Here is a 24,660-nt window from a genome sequence, read left to right on the forward strand (position 1 = left end):
TAATTTAATAGACTCTAAATTTTTTATTTTCTTATTACTCCTTTTTTGAGAATGATATTGCCATATAAAGCACTTTCAGAAGTTGCTACAATTGCGTAGGCATTTCTTGAACGCTCATAAAAGGTATATCTTTCAAAGTGACCAATTGCAACATTTTCTTCACATCCACTTTTAATGACTTGTTCGTATATTTTCCAAATCGGCGGGGCTGATTGATTAGCGTCCACCGTATCCATTAACATAACAGGGGTATCAACAAAGTCATCTAATGGTAATAGAGAAAGAATTGATTCTAATAAAACTGCCCCCCCGTGTCCATCAGCGCGGATTAATTTTTTAGCATAGCTAGCTGCAGGGAAATTTCCATCTGCTAATACAATTTCATCCCCATGTCCCATTTCCATTAATACTTTTACTAAATCGGGAGAAAGATTATGCGGTATACCTTTTAACATTTTCATACCACCTTTGTTTTATCTTTGTTTACTTTTGTTTGTATGGTTATATACTACCAAACAAACACAAATAAATATATAATTATTTTAATGTACAAGAAAGCTATCAACTTATACTTTCCATCTCACGAAAAAAGGGAAGCAATTGAATGCTCCCCCCTAACCTTATTCCTTTAAATCATAATTTTACACATATCATTTGTAAATTCAACTGGGTCTGAAACAGGAAGTCCCTCAATGAGAAGGGCTTGATTATACAACAGATTGGTATAAAGATCTAACTTTTCCTTATCATTGTCAAATGCTTGTTGCAATGAATTGAAAACGTCATGATTTATATTAATTTCCAACACCTTATCAGCTTTCACATTTTGATTATCAGGCATCGCTTGAAGAACTTTTTCCATTTCAATTGTTACTTCTCCATCAGCAGACAAGCAAACCGGATGAGATTTCAATCTTTTTGAAACACGAACATCTTTGACTCTACCTGAAAGAATTGATTTCATATGGTCAAATAATTCTTTGTTTTCAGTAGCGTCTTTTTCTGCATCCTTTTTATCTTCTTCTGTGTCAATGCCTAGATCACCACTGGAGACAGATTTAAATTCTTTCTCTTTGTAAGACATGATCATTTTGATTGCGAACTCATCCACATCTTCAGTGAAATAAAGAATTTCAAAGCCTTTTTCTGCAACCATTTCTGTTTGTGGCATCTTTTCAATTCGTTCATTGGAATCACCGGAAGCATAGTAAATATACTTCTGATCTTCAGGCATTCTAGCTACATACTCAGCGAGAGTCACCTGTTTCTTCTCTGTTGAAGAGAAAAACATTAAAAGATCTTGAAGCGTGTCTTTATTAGCACCAAAGTCACTGTACACACCATATTTCAACTGTCTACCGAAGGAATCATAAAATTTCTCGTACTTTTCCCGGTCCTCTTTTAAGAGACTTTCTAATTGACTTTTGATTTTCGTCTTAATGTTTTTGGCAATCATTTTTAATTGTCGGTCATGCTGAAGCATTTCTCTTGAGATATTCAGCGATAAATCCTCTGAATCAACCATTCCTTTAACAAAACCGAAATAGTCAGGAAGCAGATCAGCACTTTTCTCCATGATCAACACACCGTTCGAATAAAGCTCTAGACCTTTTTCAAATTCCTTGGAATAATAATCATAAGGCATGCTTTCAGGTATAAATAAAATCGATTGGTATCTGATTGTACCATCTACTCTAATATGAATATGCTTAAGAGGTTTATCAAAACCATAATGTTTTTCTGAATAGAAATTTTCATAATCCTCTGTCGTCAACTCGCTCTTATTTTTGCGCCAAATTGGGACCATACTGTTTACCGTTTGTTCTTCTTCACTATCTTCCAATTCCTCTTCATTATCCTCTTTTGGCTTTTGCACCGTTACATCCATTTTAATTGGATATCGAATGAAATCAGAGTACTTTTTGATGATTGTCTTGAGTCGGGACTCATCCAGATACTCATCAAAGTTTTCATCTTCTGTATTTTCTTGAATTTTAATGATAATCTCTGTTCCAACTGAATCTTTTTCAAAGGGAATAATCGTATAACCGTCAGTACCATCGGATTCCCACTTATATGCCTCGTCAGTGCCTGATGCTCTGCTTATTACTGTAACATTATCAGCTACCATAAATGAAGAATAAAACCCTACCCCAAATTGGCCGATGATATCGTGACCATCTTTGATTTCCGTTTCTTTTTTAAACGCTAACGATCCACTTTTGGCAATCGTACCAAGATTACTCTCCATCTCTTCTTTCGTCATACCAATTCCAGTATCTGAAATTGTTAATAGACGATTTTCTTTGTCCGTCGAAACTTTTATGTAGTAGCTTTCTTGCTCAAAACTAATTGAGTCATCCGTCAAAGCTTTGTAATACATTTTATCGATGGCATCACTAGCATTTGAAATCAACTCTCTAATAAAGATTTCTTTTTGTGAATAAATCGAGTTAATCATCATTTCTAACAATCTCTTCGACTCTGCTTTAAATTCTTTCCTAGCCATATAAATCTCTCCTTCTTTTCAAACTATATATCAATTTTAGCACTCTAACCTTACGAGTGCTAATCTTACCTATTATTTTACTTATTCTAGTTTACATGTCAATATTTCAGTAGGAATAAATATACGATAAACTATCCTTAATGGTGAGTCCAGAATCTTCTAATAATACCCTATCTAACAAAGAAAAGAGAGGTGCATCAATGGATCAAACTTTAAAAAGAGTACATAAACGAGCAAAACAGCATAAAAAATGGCTTGAAAAAATAACTGTAAACCATTTTCATCGAACGATTAATCAAACGCGATACTTCTTAATATTATATTCTAAATCAATGCAAGTTCGGGGCTCAGCAATTTTATCCAACTCCGAAGAAAGTGAACGGGATGCCCGAGAAGCTCAAGGAACACTTTTTCGCTTCTATGGTTTAACCGAGCAAATTCATCAAAATGGTCACCTACAAGCAGAGATAGCTTCGGATTTTTTTGAAGTCCCTTTAGGGTTAACCAAAAAAACTACCCGTAAGAAATTGAAGGCAGGTCTTTTACTAATTGAGTCGTTGTTTCAAAAGCAAACTTTGTTAAAGCATACTTTTAATGACTATTTTTCGCATTTCAAAGAGATTAAGGAAGTAACAGATCAAGAATTACAGTTGGCTATTCACACAGCTGCAACGATAGACGTGTTAAATTATCAAATTATTAAAGAAATTGCGGATAATCTTGCTGTTTTAAAAGACTGGAAGGACCAAATGAAAATGGAAGATTTGTGGGATAGAATGAATGAGAACCAGAAAGTTTTTTATGTACAATTGACTGAAAACGAGACAGAAATGAAAGAACAACTTGCCAATATGCCAATAGTTAAACATAAAGATCCAGAAAAAATGGTGGATTTAAACAAAAAAAAACTAGCTAACATTAAAAATGAAACCTATCAAAAAAATTTCCTTCCAATACGATATCCTCAATAAGGATAGTTAGAGTAACCCTTACCATGAATGAAGGGACTAAAGAAGTAAGTTTGTTTGTACTTAGCTCTTCAGTCCCTTTATATTCAAAAGATCTATTCTTCATCCTTTTTAGAAATATACTCGTTTGGTTCTTCTCCGGCTTTCTCATTATGGTTTTTGAATTGCGCTAACCTTCCATTTCTATGTTCCCCGTGATTCGTGTTCTCCTTGAATTGATTATCTGGTTTCTTTTCTTTATTTCCCATAGTGTACCCCTTTCTTTTACAATCGTGATTTATATTAGTTTCTGGAAAAGGGATACTTATTATACAGTATTTAATCATGAATTTTTACCTGTTGAAGTAGGACAGCATATAAATTCTAATAAAAATAGATGTCTATTGTCCACAACGCATAATTTCAATCCGTTGTTGCAATTTTATGACAATGATTTATAATAATTCATAAAGAGGGGGGTTGCAAAATGATTATACAATTTCAAATTAAAAACAATGATGAAGTAATTAAATTGAACAAGATAGCTACGCAATATACGTATGACATTTGGGTTCATAGTGACAATCAAATGTTCGATGCAAAAACGTTACTTGCACTTTATACTCTCCCATTTAAAACCGATCTTAAAATGGTGATTGAAGATGATGTCAACTCCAAAGCTTTACTGAAAGATATGGAATATTTCCAAAAATAGTTTATAGTTATTCATAGCTTAGGAGATTCATAGTTATAAAATCGGGTGCAGTCCATTGACTGACACCCGATTTCATTATTCCCTTGCATATCAAATTTGTATGATGACTACCAAACCTAAAAGAATTTTTTTAGAGATTTTCATTCTTTTTCAGTGGCAGATCCTTAATGTTGCTAGGAATTTCAGCCAAGTAAATCTGCCCGTAGCCATCCATGTCACTTGTAAATAACACGTGTTTTTCGTCGGGAGATAACCGTGGATGTACATGAACCTTTTGTGATTGAAAACTTCCTCGATGCTGACAAAGGATATAAGGCCCACTATATTCATTCTTCTCCTTTACCCACAGAAAGATGGAATCATTAAAAGACTCCCCATGGTAAGCTGAACGCTGTTGACCGTCTCCTACTATCAAATGATCTGAATTAGAGTGGATGTGCATGTTTTGATAAGGAAAGGAATGTAGCGATTGTTCTGTTTGGTCATATTTAATTGATCCGATAAACTTTCCTTCTTTTTGCTCAAGTGAGTCACTATAGCCATGAAAACCAATGTGAGTTCCATTTTTTAGCCAGTATTCATGACCAGCAAATTGATTCGTGTCGAATTCGCCTACCTTGTAAGCCTTATTCTCTTTTAGATCAAAGATCCAAATACGATGATCCACTTGATCCCATGGGCCTTCATGACAGAAACTAAGCAAATGTGATTGGGTGGGAGAAGCGTTCACATGTCCAATCCACCGATTTTCTTCATGAAGGGTCCGACTTTTCTTCGTTTCAATTTCCAGTGCTAAAATTTTTGAATGCGGCCGTGCCTTTTCAATCTCCTCAAACCCTAAATAACCGCTTCCTAATGATTGTTCTTCTTTACTTAACACATCTTGAACAAGCGCAAAAAAGATTTCCTTTCCATCCGCTGTCAGACTCAAATTACTCAAATGATACCCGTTAGGAGCTTCATAGTAACTTTCTTCTTTAAGTGTAGGTAAATGAAGCGACCGAATGCCGTTATTTACGATTAAGAAGACATTCTCCTCATCCGCTGCTAGAAAAGCTCCTTGAATTCCTGCTTCATCTTCTTTCGTGTACTCTGTGAGTTGCGTAAAGTTTCCTGAAAGCATATCTAAACTATATAAATTACTTGCATTGTCACGATCAGATCCAACAATTAATTTAGTATTGTTTTCGTACCATCCATCGTTTGTGAAATAAAGATGAAACGTATGAGATAGTTCTGAGGATAGCTTTTTAAGCTTTGTTTTGGATACTGGATCTGTAATTATTTCTATTTCACTTTTATAAATGACTCCTTTTCCCATTTCATCGACTCCAATCTGCAATAAAACTTATCTAAGGAAAGAAAGTTGCTGTATTGACTAAACACGTTGACCGGTAACTTCTTCTATGTCTTGCTGCGATTTCTCTTTTTCTTTCTCTAATTCCTTTTCTTCTGCCTCTTCTTGAAGTCTCTCTCGTTTTGCTTCAATCCCAAGAAATGTTCGATACGTAACGTACATTAAAATAAAGCTGAATAAACTAGGACCTACAAAGATAATTAATACAGGATAAAAATAAAATATGTGATAAATGGTTAAAAGGACAGCTATCGCATATATAGTTCGTATTGGATGAAAGATCGATATTAAGATAGCATTTTTAAAATAACTAAAAAAAGAATTATTATAGTGAACAAACAATGGAATAATATAGATAAGCATTATACTGTAAATTAATGTGGTTAAAAGTAATAATATCGTAGAAATAAGTGGAATCCATTCTCCATCAACCGTAAAGAAGTTTAAATTGATATATAAGATATATCCTAGTCCAAACAGAATCCAAAATAAGAAGTTAGATTTTAAAAAGTCTGTACGATACAGATTCCAAAATGTTTTAAAAACTGGTATATCACTTTCAGACATTAAGTATTTCCTGCATACACCATACATGGCAACAGTACTAGGTCCTAACCCAAAAACAATCAGACCAAGTAAAGAAAAACAAATCCATAAAAAATTGACGTATACTAAAAAAATGGATATCTCACCAAATTTATAAAATTTACCCATAAACCCAGTACCGTTTAACAATTAAAACCTCTCCTTTCAATGTCTTCTGATAGTTTTAATTCTAGCATATAACTAGTCTTCAAAAACTTCCTGGCTGAAATGTTATTAAACTTCGTCCTTCACTTGAATCGTAACAGGACCTATCAATCCTGATTTTAATGACAGGTTATCCATTTTATTTGCTATACTATTTGTAACCTCAACCTTGAGGGCATTTTTACCGCTTTTTAAATCGCTTGATTTCATTTCTAATTGGTAAGGAGCCCACATTTTCACGCCAATATCGTTCTCATTTATAAAAACATGAGCAAGTTCAAAAACTTCCCCTAGATCAATCCAAACCTTCGATAGTAAATCTTCTTCGTTTAATTCAAAAGTTGTTTCATAGGTAACTTTTCCTGAAAAACGCTTCATTCCTGACCATTCTGTCCAAGACTGCAGTCTTTTTAGTGAAAAGGCTAATTTCTCGTTCTTAATAGACCAGTTACTAGTTATATCGATTGTTCTCCACGTTTTTGCTGAAACAGTTTGTTCCCTAATAGTTGGTTTTTGATTCGGGTCCACACAATATATGAGTGATTCCCTTCTATTCAAGAAGATTGGTACACAATTACTTTCTGATTCTTTAATAGATGCTTCCCATGCGCTCCATACTTCCACTTTACCTTCTTCATTTACAGTTAATGTACCTCTATAAGCTGCTTCACCTTCATTAACAAACACATAAAATACCTTGTCATTTTTCTTGAGTTTACTTACCCTGATATCCTTCCCTTGAGGAGATAACAATACTTGTCGTTCATGAATGCCATCTAGTACATCAATAATAGAGTCATTCTGTGAAATCGAAACAGCATCACTCAGTGGTGAATCCCCAAGACTAACAACTTTGCCACCGTCTTCTATGAACTGCGCTAATTTCCGCTCCACTTTTATTTCTAATTCTTTACTAGCTTCCATAAGAAGCACACGATATTTTTGCTGTTTAATCTTGATGAAACCTTTATCAATCCTTGAACTATTGAGAAACAATGATTCCTCCAAATAGTTAAACTCCACTTGATTTTCAAACAGAGGTTTCACTATTTCACATGGTAAATGATCTTCCTCACATAACACCGCTATTTCAGTTGTATTGACACTATCTGTCATTAACCAGCTCATCCGTTTGATATACTGGGCAAACTGTTTATAATAAGGCCACCAACTATTATTTGGTCCTACATCCGGAGGCCGTTCATGACTTCTCTTCATCCCGTCAATGGAATAATAAAAAGCATGTGGAGAAATGAGGTTTACCCCTCTAACAAACAGCCAATCAAAATACCATTTCATATCGCCAGGACTTAATGCCCAAGCACTTTCTTTACCACAAACTCCTAACACTTCGTTTAAATTCCTACGTCTCCCACGATGTCTGGCAGCATCAGCAGAACACTTTCCAGCAGTAGAATGTTGCCCCTCTAGTGCCTTCCCGTCTTCAGGTGCAACCCAACGCCAAACAACGTCCTGTCCAGGGATTTGAAAATGTTCCAATAACCCAATATCATCACTAGCTGCCGGATGACCGGTTAACGAAATATGATGTGACTGGCACCAATCACTTATTGGTTTGTAATACGATGCTGTTAATTTCTTATTTACAGTTTTCCGATATGCTTTTCTAATTTCCAAGGAATGAGAATCCGCATCAAACCAAAGAGCTGGCAAATATGATTCCTCATTTCCTACCCGTATGTAGAATGCGAGAAAATCATTGGTCCACGGCATCAAGTTTGCATCCGAGTTTCTTCCTAGCATATCCGGTTCATCCGTAAACATTGCAATAACAGTATTACCGAAGAATTCCTTTAATGCCGAGTAGTATTTGTCATGTGTAAGGTGAATATATGTTTTCATAGCATCAGGATTCAGCAGGTCGGCAGATTTAGGTGCAGCTTCTTCGCCATCATCCTCACCGAAATGAATACCTCTAATTGTTCCATTAGTATACGTCTCAATAAAAAATAGAATCGACCATTCACTGTCATTCGGCGGCGAAAACGATACTTGTTCACCCTGATCACCGATTACCTTCGTCTTTTCGAAATTGATTGCTGACTCGGAAAGTTTTTCAACTGCTTGAATAGAGACAAGTTGTTCCCCTGATGATACTACTGTGGAAATAGTATTTTCTCCTTGTTCACAAGGGTATTCCACCATCTTGAGACCTCGACTAGCAAACTCAGGATTCTTTTTAACGACTTGCCCATTTGCAGAACCGGAAGGATACATGCCTTCATCATATAGAATGACAGTCATCCCTAAGTCATTTGCTTCTGCTACTGCAACTTGAACCAGTTTCATATAAGCATCAGATAAATAACCTATTTCTTTCGGAATTCCAATTCGAGGATGCAGAACAAAACCAGTAACCCCTTTATCATAAAAATCATGGATTTGTCTTATGATTTCTTCTTTTGTTAACTGGTCGTTCCAAAACCAGAAAGGAAATGGGGTATATTCATCTGAGGGACTCAAAAATTGTTCTCTTATGCTCGCCACAGTCATTTCGTCACACCTGCCTTTGCTCCTTATACAACTTCGTTACTCCATTTACTAGGCTCATCATTATTTGAGTTTTCCAGTGCCTTTTTAAGTTTCATTGTTTCGATCCCAGCTAATAAGACGATCCCTGTTCCATGTGTGTCATTTAAAATCCATGTTAGATCATTCTTATAGTAATCACCTGTAAAAGAATAGCCTGACCCCTGGCAAACGCCATATACATTTCCTTGTTTATCAATGGCTCTTTTCGCCATTCCTTCCCATCCGCGATAAACAGATTGAACGTAGAGCTCCTTATTCTTTAACCACCCATGACGTATCCCTCTCGAAAATGCACAAACAAACATCGATGTACAGGATGTTTCTTCATATGATTCTTGATCGGTTAATACTTGATGCCACATGCCATTTTCACCTTGCAGCCGGATAAATCCCTCTGATAATTCACGGAAAAAAGTAAGAAGTTCATTTCTTTTATCATGACTTTCAGGTAAGACAGCCAACAACTCGGATAGAGAAAATAATACCCATCCATTCCCCCGTCCCCAAGGTACATTCGTCGCAGTATCAAATTTAAAGTCATATACGTGTGACATGATTTTTAGTTCAGGAATATATAAATACTTCTTATATTGTAAGAATTGATGTACAGCATCCTTTAAATACGACGGATCACCTGTTTTTTTATAATAGCGGCATAAAAATGGTGTACTCATATATAAATCATCACACCATATCGTATCTTTCATGAAATCTACGCTTCCAAATCGGCGGTATAAAGTGCCATCAGCAAGTCGATCCTGAATATTTGTAATATGGTTTACGATGTCGTCCGCTATATGGGTTGCATCTTTAATCGGTACAGTTTCTTCGCTTAAAAGCATGGTTGCTCCGAATGAACCACAGTCATCCAGACTATCAATCGCTGACAGTTGATTGTTTATACCCGCAGCACCATATTCATCTTTATCCCAGAGTGAATACTTATATAAAGCCGTACTCGTCTCCATATGTTTTATGACATATTTGATGATGTCACCGCGCTGAAGCTCTTTTCCAGTCTCAATTAATCCGTATAACGTAACGCCCAACGGATAATCCCACTTTCCGAACAAGCGATTTTCCAGGTATGGTCTGACCCATGTATTTGGCTGATTAAGCCTCCAAAATATCCTAGAATCTGCCCCTTCCTTGAGTGAATCCATACTCTTCAGTGTATTTAAGTCCAACACTTGATTTCTATCAAAGGGTCCAACGAATAACCAATGATCATTCGCCCCCTTCACCGGATAAGGAAGTTCAAATTCCATACCCTCTTGAGTAGTTTCTAAATGAAACCCCCAGTTTTCGGTTAAGCATGTACTCTTGACGAGAACGTCGCTCACTCCAAAAGGTAAATCAATTGCAAGATGAAAAGATCTGCTTTCATCTGCTTTAAAAACTACTATTTCATTAATAAATATTTCCAAGGCACCTTTACATCGACCACTTAAGGTAATCTCTTTTTGCTCAAAGGATGTGTTTTTTATTTTTGTCCAAGCAATTGCATAGTTATTGTTTTGTTCGCCAAACATTCTTGCCATTTGCAAAGCTTGGTCGGTTTCTTCCCAGTGTGTCTTAGGTAACCAATTTACTGAATCTAATTCAGAAACTGGAGCATTTAAAGGTTCCGTGAACACCCATCCCTCTTGACCTTCCTTTTCCTTTAGAGGAGACAAAAAGTGCATCGGATGCCTTTTGAAAGAACCTGTGCCAAAAATCCCGCCAATTCCAGAGGTTGTTTTCATAAACCTTAATAAAAAGTGATTCCAGCCTTTTTTTAACGTTAGCTTAAAACCGCTTCTTCTCTTTGGGTCTAACTCTTCGACGATCGTGGAGCGATAAACAAATTCATCATTCAGATATACTTGAACCGGACTGTAACAATTCAAGGCAAACATAAAATCTGCTTCATCGTCCTGCCATATCTTTGCCCATGCATAGATGTACTGCCCATCCTTACATCCAGGGAATTTTCCATTGAAATTTAAATCATACCGATAATCCGGTAACCTAGTTAATCCGCTTTTGTTAAATGCTCGATAAACAACAGGATGAGGCGGATTATCGCCTATATAGCGGCCAGCAATCGTGGTTAACATCTCTGCCACATCATCAGTTAACTTGCTATAAATGCTTTCATTTAAATCTATATAGGTTTCCAATCATCTCACTCCATTTCTATCTGTGAATGTTTACTAATTCATCCACTTTTACTGCTTGGCCTGTGCGTAGAGATATGTTTCCAGCAATACCAGTGAGGATAGACATCGCGCCATCCACATGCGAGGCTGCTCGATGAAATTCATCTTCTTCAGGAGTACCGAAAATATCTCGTAATAGAGCGGGATCTCCTCCGCCATGACCACCCTCACCCTCTGAAACTTCTACTTCATAAGCCTTTCCGAACATAGGCAGCACATGAATAGACTTCTCTTCAATCGCCCCTTCATCTGCTTTTTCTCCACCCGAATTAATATACGACTGTTCTCGCACCTTCACTTCAATTCTTCCCTTACTGCCATTAAAGGAAATAATAAATCCTTCCCAAGGTAAGTAAGCATTTAACGAATACGTTAACATCGCCTTGTTTTTATAAGTAACCATCACTCCTAATGTGTCTTCAATGTTGATTCCATCTCCAAACACACTTTGGTCACGTTGGTAGCCATCTTCCTTCTCGGCATCTAAGTACATCGCTTTCAAATGCTCATTATCTTCCATGTGTATCGCAAATGGATCTTCCTTTGCATATTCACTTCCATGTGCCCTTTGATAAAATTTCGTAACACCTCTAGACTCTGCGTTTTCTTTTCCATAAAAACGAAGTCCTCCATTTGCATAAACTGTTTCAGGTTCCGTTCCAAGCCAAAAGTTAACTAAATCAAAGTGGTGGGTCGATTTATGTACGAGTAACCCGCCACTGTTCCGTTTATCCCGATGCCATCTCCGAAAATAATCAGCACCATGTTGGGTATCTAATGCCCACTCAAAATTCACTGAATAAACATCCCCAATCGTGCCATCTTTAATGAGCTCTCTAATTTTTGTATTGTGTGGTGCATAGCGGTAATTAAATGCTACACGGACTTCTTTTCCGGTTCGATGAACTGTATCAATAATTTCTTGACACTTTTCTGCATCGATGGTCATTGGTTTTTCTGTAATCACATTACAGCCTAGTTCTAATGCTTTAATAATGTATGTATGGTGCGTACGATCAACCGTTGTTACGATCACGAAATCAGGTTTTTCTTGTTCAATCATTTTTTCAAATTTATCACTTAAGTATGTCGGTACAGCCGGGTGATCATATTTCTTTTGTAATAAGGTGTTCGCATAATCCATTCTAGTTTGGTTGATATCACAAAACGCCCTTAATTCTCCCGTTTCCTTGAATTCGCTAGCCAAAGCTCCATAGAAAAACTCTGCCCGACCGCCTGTTCCGATTAACACATATGTCTTTTTCATTGGTCATCTCCCCTTACTCATTTTCTTTAATAACTATTGTAGCCATAGCAGTTCAAACTACGGCTACTTTTTCTATGATGACTGATTTCACTTTAACCCTTCACTGAACCTAACATCATTCCTTTAGCAAAGTGCTTTTGTAAAAATGGATAAACCAACATGATTGGTACAGTAGCTACAACTATGACAGCCAACTTAAGTGATTCATCAGGCTGTTCAACCAGAGTATCCACTTCACCAAATTGCGTATCAGCCATCGTCATAATGTTTTGCAGTAATAGCATCACAGGGTACTTTGAATTATCACTTATATATAAAAGTGCATTGAAATAGTCTCCCCAGTATTGCACTGCGTAAAACAAAGCGAAAGTTGCGATGATTGGTTTTGATAAAGGCAATGCAATTTTCCAAAATACCCCTAAATCGGTACATCCATCAATACGCGCCGACTCTTCCAACTCTTTAGGAATATTGCGAAAAAACGAAATAACAATAATTAACCACATCGGATTCATTGCAATTGGCAAAATTAATGCCCATAAAGAATTTAGTAAACCTAAGTCCCTTATTAGAAGGTATGTAGGTATCATCCCACCTTGGAAAATAATTGTAAAAATAACAATATAAATATACCACTTATGCCCAATTAAGCGTGATTTCGATAAGGCATATCCCATTGTTAAAGTTAATGATAAACTGATTAACGTCCCCGCTATTGTGACAAAGACAGAAACCCCTATACCTCTAATAAATGTAGGTGTGGAGAAAATATACTTGTAAGCATTAAGGGAAAATGTTTCTGGTATAATGAAAAATGCTCTTCGCGCTAGCTCTGATTCGGTTGAAAACGATCCAGCTATAACATAGAAAAATGGTACAATCATAGCCAGTGCAATAATGGCTAGAATGATGTAGTTAAATACATCAAATACTCTGCCTAATGGTGTATTATGCGATTTCACAACCATTACCCCCTCTATTTATGAAATAGATTTTAAAATAACGTTTCTTGGTTTAATCTTTTCGCTATATATCTTGTCGATAAAATTAATATAATTCCAACGACACCCTTGAATAAACCTACTGCAGTACTGTGGCTGAATGCACCTTGGGTAATACCGGAAAAGTAAATATAAACATCAAATACATCAGCTACAGAGCGATTTAAAGAATTCGTCATTAAATAGATTTGTTGAAATCCTTGATCAAGAAAATTTCCCATCCGTAAAATTAATAAAATGACAATAACGTTGCGTATTGCTGGTAATGTCACGTGCCACATTCTTCTAAATCTGCCAGCCCCATCAACGATTGCCGCTTCATATTGTTCGGAACTTACACCAGATAGTGCTGCTAAGAATATAATTGTTCCAAATCCTGCATCTTTCCAAATTTGCTGTCCAATAATCATCGAGCGAAACCATTCCGGACTGGACAAGAAATTAAAGGTTTGTCCTGTTAAACTCTCAATGATTACATTTACAGCCCCACCACTTGTTGTTAAGAAAACGTAGGATAAACTGGCTACGATTACCCATGACATAAAGTTAGGGATATAAATAACCGTTTGGATGATTCTTTTATACTTGGTAAATCTAATTTCATTTAACATCAACGCCAAAATAATTGGAGCTGGGAAAACAAAGATTGTTTCATAAAATGCAAGAATCAATGTATTTTTAAGTATTCTGTAAAAATCAGGATTCTGAAATAATCTTTCAAAATGAGTAAAACCAACCCAGTCACTTGCCCAAAACCCTAAATAAGGAGAATAATCTTTGAATGCAATTAAAGCTCCCCACATTGGAACATATTTAAAAACAAGGAACCAGATGAGCCCTGGTAATAATAATAAAAACAGCCATTTATCCCTTTTTAACATTTTCCATTTAGATACTTTACGAACTGATATTGGTTCTATTGAAGTACTATGGTCCACATCTACTTTTGGCATATTGTTTCTCCTTTCATTTTGATAAGAAAAACGGCATAGCCGTCTTTTATTACATACAGCGTCAGCTTCCGCCGCCCCGAGTAGCACCTACGTAGTGAGTGTAGGTGCTACTCGATAGGAGGGTGGGTTTCCCTTGATACGTGCGGCGTGAAGGTTGCTGCTAATTTTATAAATTCTTATCTTGTAAGAAAAACGCGTAGCGTCTTTTGTTAAAAGCAGGGGAGGATCCCCTGCTCCATCAGGCTAATAGGGATTTTTTACTCAGCTGCCTGAGATTCTTCATAAGCCTGATTAATTTCGGCAATATATTCAGTACCGCCAGCACCCATCCATCTTTCTATTTCTGCATCAAATTCTGCATCATCAATTTGTCCAACAATGTACTGAATACGAGCATCATCAATAATATTGTCTAACTGTTGTCCTCTTTCAGTATAAGTTGGAGAAATCAATGGTTCTGCAGGATTAGCTACGACAAACTCCATATTTTCTTCCATCAGTGCAGCTGCTTTCTCTTGCAATGCGGTTTGTGGTTGTTCCATAAAGTTTTCTTCAGGAATAGCCATTTGGAACTGATTTAAATCAGAAACTTCACTTTCAAACTTTGTTCCTCCATCTGCTTGTGAAGTAATATCAAGAACGCCGTCTACAATTTCATGGTGAACACCTTCCACACCTATATAGGCAAGATTTTGAACTTCTTCATCGTTCAAATCGTCTAGAAATTGCAATACTCGTTTCAATTCTTCTTCCGTTTCTACAGCTGTTTTGGAAATGGCAAGCATACCTGCATATCCTGCAGTTGGTAACGTATGCAATCCATGAGGCCCTTCAACTGCTCCAAAAACATCTAAAATTTGATTTTCTTCGGTATAGCCTTCCGTGATTTGATTTTGAATTCTATTCGCTGCGTCAAGCACGTCCACAAAAACACCTGCTTCTTGATTTACGAGCGGTTCCGTCCACTGTCCGGAATCCATTACAGCAAAGTCTTCATTGACCAATCCTTCATCATATAACTCCTTGAAAAAAACGAGTGCTTCACGGTATTCATCAAATGTGAAATCCGGAGCTAGCTTATTATTTTCGTCAAAGCCCCACTGGTTAGGTGCCCCCATCCAAACTTGCATCGTATTCCATGGCCCTTCCCATTCAGATACGACCATTCCATACGTATCATCTTTACCTGATTGGTTTGGATCATCATTTGTAAAGGCTCTTAGTACTTCGTGAAATTCTTCTATTGTTTCAGGCATTTCTAATCCAAGATTATCTAACCATTGTTTATTAATTGCCGCACCATTTCTTCCAAGTGGTCTTGCACGATACACACCATAAATTCGGCCATCAATCGTTGTATTATTTAATACAATTTCATTCGCCTGGCTTAAATTTTCATAGTCATCTAAGTGATCTGTTAAGTCCCAAAATGCACCATCCCTTGCGGCGTTGATAAAACTTGGTTCTTTGTTTGCAACCATAATTTCTGGGAATTCCCCTGAAGCCAACGTTACATTAAAACGATCCTCATAATTTGCATTGGCTACAAACTGTAAATCGATATCTGTATTCGTATACTCTTCTATTGCCTGTAAAGCGGGGCTATCTTCGCCAGCAGGCTCAGCTGCAAAGGATGGGGCCATAATAGATACTGACAACCTCTCTTCTCCGCCGTCAGAATTTGAATCAGCATCTGCATTCGCCTCTGAATTACTATCATTATTACAACCGGCAAGTAAGAAAACAAAAAGTCCTAGTGAAATACCTAAAGATGTTTTTTTCATTTGTACATTTCCCCCTTATTCTAATTGAGTGAATCGAACCATCCATACATAGAACCTTTTTTATAGAACTTTCATCCCCCCCCTTTGCTTCAAGGCATGAATTAAATTTTCCAAGGTTCTCCGGTTCACACCCTAAATATAAAGCGTTTACATTTTTCCGACAACATTCAATTTTTGCTATCCGTTATTACAAAGAATACATATGTAAAAACCTTATATGTAAACCTTTTCACTCGAATTTGCACTTTCTTGGCAAACCACACTTTCTTGCAATACAGCATCTATTCATAACCTAAGGTAGGAAATAAAGTACTTCTCTGCTCTAATTAAAAAACAACACAAAAGCATTACTAACCCCCAATAATAATTGAAGGGTTAAGTAATGCTTCCTGTTAATCATTGTTCATTAGTAAGCTTTTTCCGGTATTGACTCGGAGTAACACCAACCTGCTTTTTAAAAATACGATTAAAATAACTATGCCGGTAACCTACTTCTTCAGCAATATCGTTAATTTTCATATTTGTTTGCAGAAGTAACTCTTTTGCTTTATCCATTCTTAATCCAGTCAAGTAGTCTATGAAATTAACACCAATCACTTTTTTGAAAGCTTTACTTAACGTATACGGATTCGTTTTTACATCATCCGCACAGCTTTCTAACGAGACATCCTCCTTAAAATTCTCTTGAATATATGTGCAAACTTGTTCAACAACACTTTTCATTTCAATATTAACTCTTCCCTCTACTTTCTGAACAAAAGGAGTAATGACTTCATCTCTTAACCAAATGACCATTTGTTCAGGTTCGCGCAGGTGAGTCACTTCTTCAAACATATTCTTCCCTTCAAAAATCTCATTTGGGTGAATTCCGGAATACAGTATTTCATGTTGAATACTACTAAACAATTGTGTAATTGCTGGTAAAATGTTAATTTCTTTACTTCCTTCTTCAATAAGTTCCTGTATAAAATCCCTTATTAATTTCTCCGCTTCATCGATATGTCCTATCCTTATAGCTTGTAAAATTTCTTTTTCAATTTCAAATGGATAGTGAATATAATTTAAATTTTTAGAAGGTTCCATCGTTTGTAAATCAATGATTTGATTTTCATCTTCAAAATTACGATACCGTTTTCCCTGTCGTACCTCTTCAAATAAGTACGGAATACGTTTTATTTCTTCATCCGGTTTACTTATCGTTACCGTTACTTGTGTTTGAAGTACTCGATTAAGAATATCCGTAATTTGTTCAGAGAAGCCATGTAATTCTGCTCTCATTTCTTTATTACTAGGATAAACAATGAGGACTACTGTCGATAGATCATAAAAATTGATGACATTATATTGATCAAATCGTTGGTGTGAAGCTTCCTCCATTATGTTTGTCAACGTAAAAGCAACTAAACTTTCATCTTGCTTCATAAGTGCCCCTTTGGATTCATGTAAACCTAATACTTGAATATCAATCACTACAAAGGAGTGTTCCTTTAATTCCCATCCATAGTTTTGCATTCGATTGTATAAATCTTGTTCTGTATAATGATACAAATACCCTTGAATAAGTTGCAGTAGAAAACTATTCCTTAATTGAGGCAGCTGTGTCGTTAACCGATTTTGTAATGATTTACTTTCCTTTGACAATTCATTAAATTGCTGTTCAATTAGTAAGAACTCATCCTTTTTTTCATCATTTGACCACTTATCCTCGGCACTAAGTACCTTTATCAGTTTTGCTACGGGACTATATATCTTTTTAGAAACAAACCACGATAAAATTAAAGCCAATAGTAGCCCTGCCAAGCTGATGAGGATAATAATCTTTGATATAAAAACGATTGGCGTTGTAATCGAGGACATTGGTGCAGCTGATACATATGTCCATTCAGAGTCTATTCTCTTCATTTTCCCATAAGAAACAGAATACGTTTCATCTGAATATTCAAAAGTAAAAGAACCCGCTGGCACATTGTCAAATTCATTTAGTAATCTCTCTCTCACCATCTGATTAAATGATTCTTCTCCTGTACTGTTATCAGCTACTAAAACATTATTATCTTCATCTAACAAAAATGTTGCACCTTTGTCATATGGAGTTAATGCTTTAAATATATCAGCCACCTTCGCACGGTCTAATATTAAAATAATAGATCCGAATGGGGCATTGCTGTTTCCAGGAATACTATGAGTAAGAACAAGCGGGGTTGGGTCTTCAAACTCACTTTCATTTGGAGAATAATAAAGTCGATTCCAACTTATATTCTTGTGATTTGCTAAAATTGACTGATAAAATTCATGTTCTTCTTCCTCAAGTACGTTATAGCTCGGTTTAAATATTACAGGTGTTGGAGAATCAACATAAAGCTCCACCTTATCAATCATCGGATTACTCCCCTGTAAAACAAGAAGTGTTCGAACGATATCACGAGTGTCTTGAAAATTTTCTACATAATTAAGATCCATTAATGACGAATTGAATCTAGGTTCAAATGCCCAATGTGAGACAGAAGTCTCAAGATAATCAAATTGATCATTTATGTTTTCTGCTCGCTGTATTATTTGACTTTCATGCATTTCCTTAAGCGAATCCTCCACTTCACTAACTCCAAACCAGTAAATACCAATCCCTGATATTAATCCTGGAGTAAACGCAATCAAGAGAATTAGAATAAAACTTTTACGAAAATACTGACTTTTCCAACCATATGTATTTTTCTGAGTATTCTTGAGATGTTTAAGCACTCAGTCCCCCACCTTATTCCTGTATCGTTTCCCCACCAATTATGTAAGCATTATCATTATACTACACTAATCTGAATTTTTGTGCTGTATTCTGTCGAAAAATGCTAGATGTGACCTAAACATCTAGCATTTTTAGTTACTCCAAATACAATATAAGGTAGGTGTTGCCGAATAACTCTTTGAAAGAAAGTTTACTGTTTTTTATTAGATTATTATTTTAGTCGAAATCTGTAGTGGTTCCATGAATTCTCCATTCATTTAAATCTTTTTGGACATTTAATATTTTCTGCTCCGCAACCTCATATGCGTCTTTCCCTAGAAATAAATGTAAAGGAGGATTTTCTGATTGTACTGCCTTAATCAAAACATCCATCCCTTTTTCTGGGTCTCCTGGCTGGTTTCTGTCGTACTGCTGGATAGCTTCGATTTGTGCTTCCCTTGCTTGTTTATAATCATCAATGGGAATGTCTGGTCTAATCCCTATTGATTCTTCTGATAAGAAACTTGTTCGGAAATAACCCGGCTTTACAGCAATAACTCTAACCCCAAATGGTTCTACATCCTGCGATAAAGATTCACTGAATCCATCAACTGCAAATTTAGTTGCAGCATAAATTGAACTTCCGCCAAATCCGTAGAATCCTGCTGTTGAAGAGAAATTTACTATCCTGCCAAATCTCTGTTTACGCAATTGTGGCAGAACTTGGCGTACTACATTAAACGTACCAAAAACATTGACTTCAAAATTTTGTCTTGTCTTTGCATCAGAAATCTCTTCAAAATATCCAATTTGTCCGTACCCCGCATTATTTACTACAACATGCAATTGTCCAAATTTGCTTATTGTTTGTGCAATTGCCTGCTTCACATCTTCTTCATCGCTTAAATTTAATTTTATAGGTAGAAAATCTTCACTTTCTCCTACTCCTTCCTTTAATAACTCTATATTTCTCGATGTGGCAGCTACCTTAAACCCTTTTCCTAACAGTTTTTTTGTTAAAGTAAGTCCCATTCCTTTAGAAGCACCCGTAATAAACCATACCAGATTATTCCTCATGTATTATCATCTCCTTTTTTTAGTTACTTTTATAGTTTAGCAATTAGAGTATTCTATAAGTCAAATCAAAAAAAATATCTGCTATTCTACCTTGTTTTTGGGTAAAAATAGAATTTTACAAGGATATATATCGTACAATAACCTTAGAGTAACTATAAGATTAAGAGAGGTGAGAAATAGATGTCCTTTACCGTAAAAGAAGTTTCAAAAATAACTGATGTAACTCCCTATACATTGCGTTTTTATGAAAAAGAAGGAGTGCTTCCCTATGTTAAAAGGGATAAAAATGGGTTTCGTACCTATAGCCAGGGGGATATTGAATGGATTGAATGTGTTCAGGTGTTACGTTCTACCGGATTACCATTAAAAGAAATTAAAGAATATGTAGAGCTTTACCAGATTGGGGATAGCACTTTAGCAAGGCGAAAGAAATTAATGTCCAATCAAAAGGAAAAAGTCACAAAACATATCAATAAACTTATGAAAACATTAGAACTAATCAACTACAAGATGGCCCTCTATGAAGTACAAGAAAAGAAAATTGACAAATTCCCATAAATAGAAAGGTAAAAGAGAACATAGCACGAAAATGATAAAACTTTTTTATGAAAATTTTTTTCAAAACAAAAGAATCCATTTTGATCAATCATTTTTGCTAAATGGATTCTTTTATTTTGACGTAATAAGAGAGTTTGAGAGGGATTTTTGATAAAACTTTATTTCAAAGCAACACCTAAAGTAATAAAGCACATAAAAAATACTACATTCATGTTATCACTCTAAAAAGGATGCAAATGAGTTAAAACGATTGTAATTGCGTTTATTCTTAAAATATTAAAGCGCATTAATCTATTAAATAAGTGCAAGGCAACTGATAGTAAATATTGGTGCCATATAGAGGTGAGCATGGCAGTCTGAGTGTACCTATAATCTTTCTATAGCGCCACTCAGGGTGACCGTTTTATCGGTGCGAGTGTCACTAAAAGAGGATGTTCAAAAAGGTAGTTTTGCTTACCTTTTGAACATCCTCTAAGCAATGAGCTAAGTCGATGCATTGTCTGAGTGATTTTCTCAGAACCAACAAGCAGCGTGTGTAGCCATTGCACATACCTTTTTGAACGAACTCTTAAAGACTTCTATCTTCCATCGTAACACTTTTTGAATACAAACACTTTAATCCACTGAATTTAACTTTTAGCTAGGTAAGCATCTCGTTAAGAACAAACATCATTTCTTTTTCACCTATTTTGTTGCTCTGTAATCATCGAAGGTTGTGTGGAAGAATACCGCTCGCCTATCAGGAGAAAGGCGTTACTAATAGGCTTTTTAAAAATGCGGATGCTTCGCTCATTGCGTCAATAGGCACTAAAAAAGTAAAAATCGACTTTTTCAGACCCCTTCTAACTAACGCTCTACGGGGTGTCGAGGATTCTTCCAAGCAACAACTTTTTAAAAAGGCAATTTACTTATAATGGGTTCTGTATTCGGAGACAAAATAAAAAATAACAATCGAATTAGCCTCTTTTATTCATTGTTAAATCAATGAAGTAACTTCATTTATCTTTTAATTAATAACCCAATTAACAAACAAAATTACTGCATGACAATAGCTATTGTCATAACTCTGATAACATTGCTAATATCAAACGGAAAGTGTGGCAAGGAGTTTTTGAATTGGATATATAGTACATATGAATTTGGTGAAGATATGGGTTTAATGGTTTTAGTTAATAAAGAAGATAACACTCTAATTGGTCACCCTGGTTTGGTTCCGCAACTGATTGATGGTAATGAGGAAATAGAAATAGGCTATTAGATATGCCGAAACATTGGGGGTAAGGGTATGCAACAGAATCAGCTAAGGCACTTTTGGAATATGGTAATAAACAACTTAATAAACAAAGGTTTATTGCACTAATTCAACCTGAAAATTTGGCTTCTAAAAAAGTTGCAAATAAAATAAGAATGGAATTAGATAAGAAAATTGTATTAGACGCACAAGACGTAAATGTATATGCCACTATATAAATGTAATTTCTTGAAAGAAGAGCTTGTGAAGAATGTACTTAAAGTAACTGGTGGAAGAGTGGAATAAGGGGTTATTATTTTGTTGGGAATATAAGTGGAGTTACTGGTGGAATTATAATTCCTATTTTATTTTTAGTATTTCTTATAATCGGACTTTGGTATAGTTAAATTCATTTATTTAAATCAGGTGTTTATTTTTTCTTTTTATTGATAATTCATGAAATCTATTTATTCGTATCACCGCCTTTAGTAAGACGCTATATAGACACGCTTGTATCAGAGGATAATGCTCTAATGTTAGAAATGACTGTCGGGGAATTGGTAGCATTACTTTCTCTTATTCCAAAAATAATTGAATTGATTGCTTTTATTTTTTTAATAGTAGGTTTATACCGTTTTTCGAGTTTAAAAAAAATATCGTCAAAATAGTTTCTTTGTGAAATATTCCCCTTAAACAAATGGGGGAGCGGTAGTTACAAAAGCCTGCGCTTTCGTCATGGTGCTAACGGGAAGAATAGTTGGATAACTCTTTTGGTTATTTGTGGTACGCCCAGCAGGCGCTGTAAGCTCGAGGGGAAAGTCTTAAGCACGAAACGTTAAGTGTAATGCCCAACTGAGGTAAAGGTGCCTCGGCATCGTGGTTTGTTTTTTGGATTGTTATTATGCTGGGTGTGATAGTTAGGGAGTCTATGTGAACAAATTGAAATGACTACTCGATTATACCATCAATTTCATTAAAAAAAGGAGTGAATAATCATTAAATCAGACAGAAAAACAGCTATAATTCTAGGGTTATTGTTGGTATTAAGTTTTGTATTTGGAATACTTAGTTCTGTTCCAGCGTTAGAGTATCCAGATTATCTTGTAAAGTTGTCAGAAATCGAAATGCAAGTACTGATTGCAACTTTTTTTCAGGCAGCAATGGCAGTGGTATATGTAAGTATTGCCGTGTTATTATATCCAATAATTAAAAAATACAACGAAAGTTTAGCGACAGGATACTTAGGTTTAAGGATTATCGGAGCTGGATTTCTCTTTGCAGGTATAGGCCCACTCCTTCTTTTATTATGGTTGAGTCAGAGTTATGTAATTACCAGCGAGGTTAACTCATCGTATTTTCAAATAACGGGTGAATTACTAAGACAAGGTAGAGATATTCTGAATCATATAGGAATGGTATTGCCATGGAGTATTGGCGGTTTGATACTCTATTATTGCCTATATAAAATTAGACTCATCCCAAGATGGTTATCGATATGGGGTATTATTGGTTCTACATTTACTCTCCTTGCTACGATTATGTTGATGTTGAACATCATAAAATTAGTGAGCCCAGTCTACCTTATTTTAAATGCACCAATAGCCTTTGGCGAGCTTGTTCTAGCTATACTTCTGATAGTCAGAGGGTTCAATCCCCACGAAAATAAATCTAATTAAAAAGGAGTTAGAAAATGAGAGTATTAGTTCTTGGAGCAAGCGGCGCTACCGGAAAACAAGTGGTCAAACAATTAATTGAAAAACAAATATATTCTCGGATTGTCATTAGAAAAAGTGCGGTTCTTCCTGAAGAAATACTAGAAAATCCATTAGTGGAAATAGTGGAGGGAAATATCAACGAATTAAATGATTCTGAGATAAATAACCTTATAGGTGAGTGTAATGTCATTATCTCGTGTCTTGGTCACAATGTTACGCTCAAAGGGTTGTTTGGTATACCTCGTTATTTAGTGTTTGATGCAATAAAAAGAATAAGTGGGGCAGTCAAAAATAAGGCTAACAAAAAAGTAAAGCTTATACTTATGGGTACAACAGCTTATACGAATTCTTTATCGAGAGAGACAAATTCTATGGGAGAAAAAATAATCCTTTCCTTACTGAAGCTTTTGCTCCCTCCTCATTGAGATAACGTCAATGCTGCAAATTATCTGATTACCGAAATTGGTAAAAAGGACTAAAAGATATTGGTTTGTAGTACGACCCGATACATTAGTCAACCATGATGAATTAAAGTATATATGAAGTTTGCGAATCTCCTGTAAGAAGTCCAATATTCAATGCAGGTAAAACTAGCAGAATTAATGTAAGTCATTTTATGACTGAACTAGTGACAGTTGATAAAACATGGAAGGATTGGCAGTTTAAGACTCCAGTAATTTATAATAAATTGATAATAAAAAGCGATGAGTAGAATTGCACTTTCTTTTATGAGGATGCCAAAGTGCGTCCGTGCGCTTTGGTGTTTTTCAGTCGGGCACTACTCTTAACACGGCGTGGTTATTTAATAGACCTTGATGGCTATTATTGGGAAGCGATACCGAGGTGTACATGTATATGAGTGACTCTTCTGACTTATATAGTCTGGAGGACATCGAACAGTTTTGTGATAAAATCAAGGACCGAAAAAACTATATAAATTATAGACAAAAAGACAAATAAAGAAATTGGGCGAGTTGCGTTACCATTTCTAGACTATGAGCATAGGAATACTGAAATCTTAATTATGATTGGTGAAAAAGATTACTGGGGTAAAGGGTACGGAAAAGAAGCATTTCAATTGCTTTTAGATTACGTATTTATTGAGCTTAATTTACATCGAGTTGGTCTAAAGGTATTTTCTTTTAATGAAAAAGCAATTAGAATGTATGGAAAATTGGATTTCCAAGTTGAAGGTAAACTAAGAGAGTCATTATATAGAAACGGGAAATGGCACAATATTTATTTAATGGGATTATTAAAAAGTGAATACTTAAAAGGAAATTAACCACAATTATATACTTCAATTAACGGGTGCTATCATTT

20 protein-coding genes and 1 pseudogene are annotated in these 24,660 nt (G+C 35.6%); 8 read left to right on the forward strand and 13 right to left on the reverse strand.

Annotated features, from left to right (window positions below; translation table 11 throughout):
- Positions 1 to 23: 23 nt before the first annotated feature.
- Together CEF18_RS14075 and htpG are read right to left on the reverse strand one after the other, a co-directional pair.
- Entirely contained in the window at positions 24 to 455 is a 432-nt protein-coding gene (locus CEF18_RS14075; protein WP_110937052.1) for an RbsD/FucU family protein, read from the reverse strand.
- A 173-nt stretch (positions 456 to 628) separates the two neighbouring features.
- Positions 629 to 2,509 carry a molecular chaperone HtpG gene (htpG, locus tag CEF18_RS14080; RefSeq protein WP_110937053.1) on the reverse strand — a complete coding sequence of 627 codons (1,881 nt, stop codon included), beginning with the start codon at positions 2,507 to 2,509 and terminating at the stop codon, positions 629 to 631.
- A 200-nt stretch (positions 2,510 to 2,709) separates the two neighbouring features.
- Between htpG and CEF18_RS14085 the strand changes: the two genes are divergently transcribed.
- Positions 2,710 to 3,480 carry a hypothetical protein gene (locus CEF18_RS14085; protein ID WP_110937054.1) on the forward strand — a complete coding sequence of 257 codons (771 nt, stop codon included), beginning with the start codon at positions 2,710 to 2,712 and terminating at the stop codon, positions 3,478 to 3,480.
- Between the two features lie 92 nt (positions 3,481 to 3,572).
- On the opposite strand, the gene CEF18_RS25955 is transcribed toward CEF18_RS14085, so the two are convergent.
- Positions 3,573 to 3,725, reverse strand: coding sequence for a hypothetical protein (locus CEF18_RS25955; RefSeq protein ID WP_183041148.1), 153 nt, complete (start codon positions 3,723 to 3,725; stop codon positions 3,573 to 3,575).
- A gap of 218 nt (positions 3,726 to 3,943) precedes the next feature.
- Here CEF18_RS25955 and CEF18_RS14090 point away from each other — a divergent pair, with 218 nt between their 5' ends.
- Positions 3,944 to 4,171: a hypothetical protein gene (locus CEF18_RS14090; protein ID WP_110937055.1), complete on the forward strand. Its 228-nt coding sequence runs from the start codon at positions 3,944 to 3,946 to the stop codon at positions 4,169 to 4,171.
- Positions 4,172 to 4,301: 130 nt separating this feature from the next.
- Here the strand turns inward: CEF18_RS14090 and CEF18_RS14095 are convergent, their stop codons facing one another.
- The 10 genes from CEF18_RS14095 to CEF18_RS14140 form a co-directional block, all read right to left on the reverse strand.
- Positions 4,302 to 5,492 (reverse strand): oligogalacturonate lyase family protein, encoded by a 1,191-nt coding sequence (locus CEF18_RS14095; RefSeq protein WP_110937056.1) that lies wholly within the window; start codon positions 5,490 to 5,492, stop codon positions 4,302 to 4,304.
- A 57-nt stretch (positions 5,493 to 5,549) separates the two neighbouring features.
- On the reverse strand, positions 5,550 to 6,263 hold the full coding sequence (locus CEF18_RS14100) for a YesL family protein (protein WP_110937057.1): 714 nt from the start codon (positions 6,261 to 6,263) through the stop codon (positions 5,550 to 5,552).
- A gap of 84 nt (positions 6,264 to 6,347) precedes the next feature.
- Positions 6,348 to 8,792 (reverse strand): glycosyl hydrolase, encoded by a 2,445-nt coding sequence (locus CEF18_RS14105; RefSeq protein WP_110937058.1) that lies wholly within the window; start codon positions 8,790 to 8,792, stop codon positions 6,348 to 6,350.
- Positions 8,793 to 8,815: 23 nt separating this feature from the next.
- Positions 8,816 to 10,993, reverse strand: a complete 2,178-nt coding sequence (locus CEF18_RS14110) for a glycoside hydrolase family 88/105 protein (protein WP_223292307.1) — start codon at positions 10,991 to 10,993, stop codon at positions 8,816 to 8,818.
- 16 nt (positions 10,994 to 11,009) lie between these two features.
- On the reverse strand, positions 11,010 to 12,299 hold the full coding sequence (locus CEF18_RS14115) for a Gfo/Idh/MocA family oxidoreductase (RefSeq protein ID WP_110937059.1): 1,290 nt from the start codon (positions 12,297 to 12,299) through the stop codon (positions 11,010 to 11,012).
- A gap of 92 nt (positions 12,300 to 12,391) precedes the next feature.
- Positions 12,392 to 13,267 carry a carbohydrate ABC transporter permease gene (locus CEF18_RS14120; protein WP_110937060.1) on the reverse strand — a complete coding sequence of 292 codons (876 nt, stop codon included), beginning with the start codon at positions 13,265 to 13,267 and terminating at the stop codon, positions 12,392 to 12,394.
- A 26-nt stretch (positions 13,268 to 13,293) separates the two neighbouring features.
- Positions 13,294 to 14,181 carry an ABC transporter permease gene (locus CEF18_RS14125; protein ID WP_407690418.1) on the reverse strand — a complete coding sequence of 296 codons (888 nt, stop codon included), beginning with the start codon at positions 14,179 to 14,181 and terminating at the stop codon, positions 13,294 to 13,296.
- Positions 14,182 to 14,510: 329 nt separating this feature from the next.
- The gene (locus tag CEF18_RS14130) at positions 14,511 to 16,037 is read right to left on the reverse strand and encodes an extracellular solute-binding protein (RefSeq protein ID WP_110937062.1); all 1,527 of its coding nucleotides are present in this window, start codon (positions 16,035 to 16,037) and stop codon (positions 14,511 to 14,513) included.
- Positions 16,038 to 16,433: 396 nt separating this feature from the next.
- Positions 16,434 to 18,776, reverse strand: a complete 2,343-nt coding sequence (locus tag CEF18_RS14135; RefSeq protein WP_110937063.1) for an AraC family transcriptional regulator — start codon at positions 18,774 to 18,776, stop codon at positions 16,434 to 16,436.
- Positions 18,777 to 18,993: 217 nt separating this feature from the next.
- Complete coding sequence (locus CEF18_RS14140; RefSeq protein ID WP_110937064.1) at positions 18,994 to 19,833, reverse strand: SDR family oxidoreductase; 840 nt, start codon at positions 19,831 to 19,833, stop codon at positions 18,994 to 18,996.
- Positions 19,834 to 20,013: 180 nt separating this feature from the next.
- On the opposite strand from CEF18_RS14140, the gene CEF18_RS14145 reads away from it, so the two are divergent.
- From CEF18_RS14145 to CEF18_RS14165, 6 genes and pseudogenes are all read left to right on the forward strand, one after another.
- Positions 20,014 to 20,391 (forward strand): MerR family transcriptional regulator, encoded by a 378-nt coding sequence (locus CEF18_RS14145; protein WP_110937065.1) that lies wholly within the window; start codon positions 20,014 to 20,016, stop codon positions 20,389 to 20,391.
- Positions 20,392 to 21,502: 1,111 nt separating this feature from the next.
- The gene (locus tag CEF18_RS25960; RefSeq protein WP_183041149.1) at positions 21,503 to 21,649 is read left to right on the forward strand and encodes a hypothetical protein; all 147 of its coding nucleotides are present in this window, start codon (positions 21,503 to 21,505) and stop codon (positions 21,647 to 21,649) included.
- Between the two features lie 35 nt (positions 21,650 to 21,684).
- Positions 21,685 to 21,861: pseudogene (locus CEF18_RS27195) on the forward strand (GNAT family N-acetyltransferase); the annotation flags it as partial.
- Between the two features lie 795 nt (positions 21,862 to 22,656).
- The gene (locus CEF18_RS14155; protein ID WP_183041150.1) at positions 22,657 to 23,298 is read left to right on the forward strand and encodes a DUF4386 domain-containing protein; all 642 of its coding nucleotides are present in this window, start codon (positions 22,657 to 22,659) and stop codon (positions 23,296 to 23,298) included.
- Between the two features lie 14 nt (positions 23,299 to 23,312).
- Complete coding sequence (locus tag CEF18_RS26495) at positions 23,313 to 23,762, forward strand: NAD(P)H-binding protein (protein WP_223292308.1); 450 nt, start codon at positions 23,313 to 23,315, stop codon at positions 23,760 to 23,762.
- A gap of 515 nt (positions 23,763 to 24,277) precedes the next feature.
- Positions 24,278 to 24,622 (forward strand): GNAT family N-acetyltransferase, encoded by a 345-nt coding sequence (locus CEF18_RS14165; protein ID WP_223292378.1) that lies wholly within the window; start codon positions 24,278 to 24,280, stop codon positions 24,620 to 24,622.
- Positions 24,623 to 24,660 lie beyond the last annotated feature (38 nt).

The organism is Salipaludibacillus neizhouensis (assembly GCF_002886185.1).
Taxonomy (GTDB): domain Bacteria; phylum Bacillota; class Bacilli; order Bacillales; family Salisediminibacteriaceae; genus Salipaludibacillus; species Salipaludibacillus neizhouensis.

What these genes read in the sequence shown, in the direction of transcription:
- CEF18_RS14075 (WP_110937052.1), bottom strand. Translation starts at nt 455, where the DNA reads ATGTTAAAAGGTATACCGCATAATCTTTCTCCCGATTTAGTAAAAGTA.
- htpG (WP_110937053.1), bottom strand. Translation starts at nt 2,509, where the DNA reads ATGGCTAGGAAAGAATTTAAAGCAGAGTCGAAGAGATTGTTAGAAATG.
- CEF18_RS14085 (WP_110937054.1), top strand. Translation starts at nt 2,710, where the DNA reads ATGGATCAAACTTTAAAAAGAGTACATAAACGAGCAAAACAGCATAAA.
- CEF18_RS25955 (WP_183041148.1), bottom strand. Translation starts at nt 3,725, where the DNA reads ATGGGAAATAAAGAAAAGAAACCAGATAATCAATTCAAGGAGAACACG.
- CEF18_RS14090 (WP_110937055.1), top strand. Translation starts at nt 3,944, where the DNA reads ATGATTATACAATTTCAAATTAAAAACAATGATGAAGTAATTAAATTG.
- CEF18_RS14095 (WP_110937056.1), bottom strand. Translation starts at nt 5,492, where the DNA reads ATGGGAAAAGGAGTCATTTATAAAAGTGAAATAGAAATAATTACAGAT.
- CEF18_RS14105 (WP_110937058.1), bottom strand. Translation starts at nt 8,792, where the DNA reads ATGACTGTGGCGAGCATAAGAGAACAATTTTTGAGTCCCTCAGATGAA.
- CEF18_RS14115 (WP_110937059.1), bottom strand. Translation starts at nt 12,299, where the DNA reads ATGAAAAAGACATATGTGTTAATCGGAACAGGCGGTCGGGCAGAGTTT.
- CEF18_RS14120 (WP_110937060.1), bottom strand. Translation starts at nt 13,267, where the DNA reads ATGGTTGTGAAATCGCATAATACACCATTAGGCAGAGTATTTGATGTA.
- CEF18_RS14125 (WP_407690418.1), bottom strand. Translation starts at nt 14,181, where the DNA reads ATGTTAAAAAGGGATAAATGGCTGTTTTTATTATTATTACCAGGGCTC.
- CEF18_RS14130 (WP_110937062.1), bottom strand. Translation starts at nt 16,037, where the DNA reads ATGAAAAAAACATCTTTAGGTATTTCACTAGGACTTTTTGTTTTCTTA.
- CEF18_RS14140 (WP_110937064.1), bottom strand. Translation starts at nt 19,833, where the DNA reads ATGAGGAATAATCTGGTATGGTTTATTACGGGTGCTTCTAAAGGAATG.
- CEF18_RS14145 (WP_110937065.1), top strand. Translation starts at nt 20,014, where the DNA reads ATGTCCTTTACCGTAAAAGAAGTTTCAAAAATAACTGATGTAACTCCC.
- CEF18_RS26495 (WP_223292308.1), top strand. Translation starts at nt 23,313, where the DNA reads ATGAGAGTATTAGTTCTTGGAGCAAGCGGCGCTACCGGAAAACAAGTG.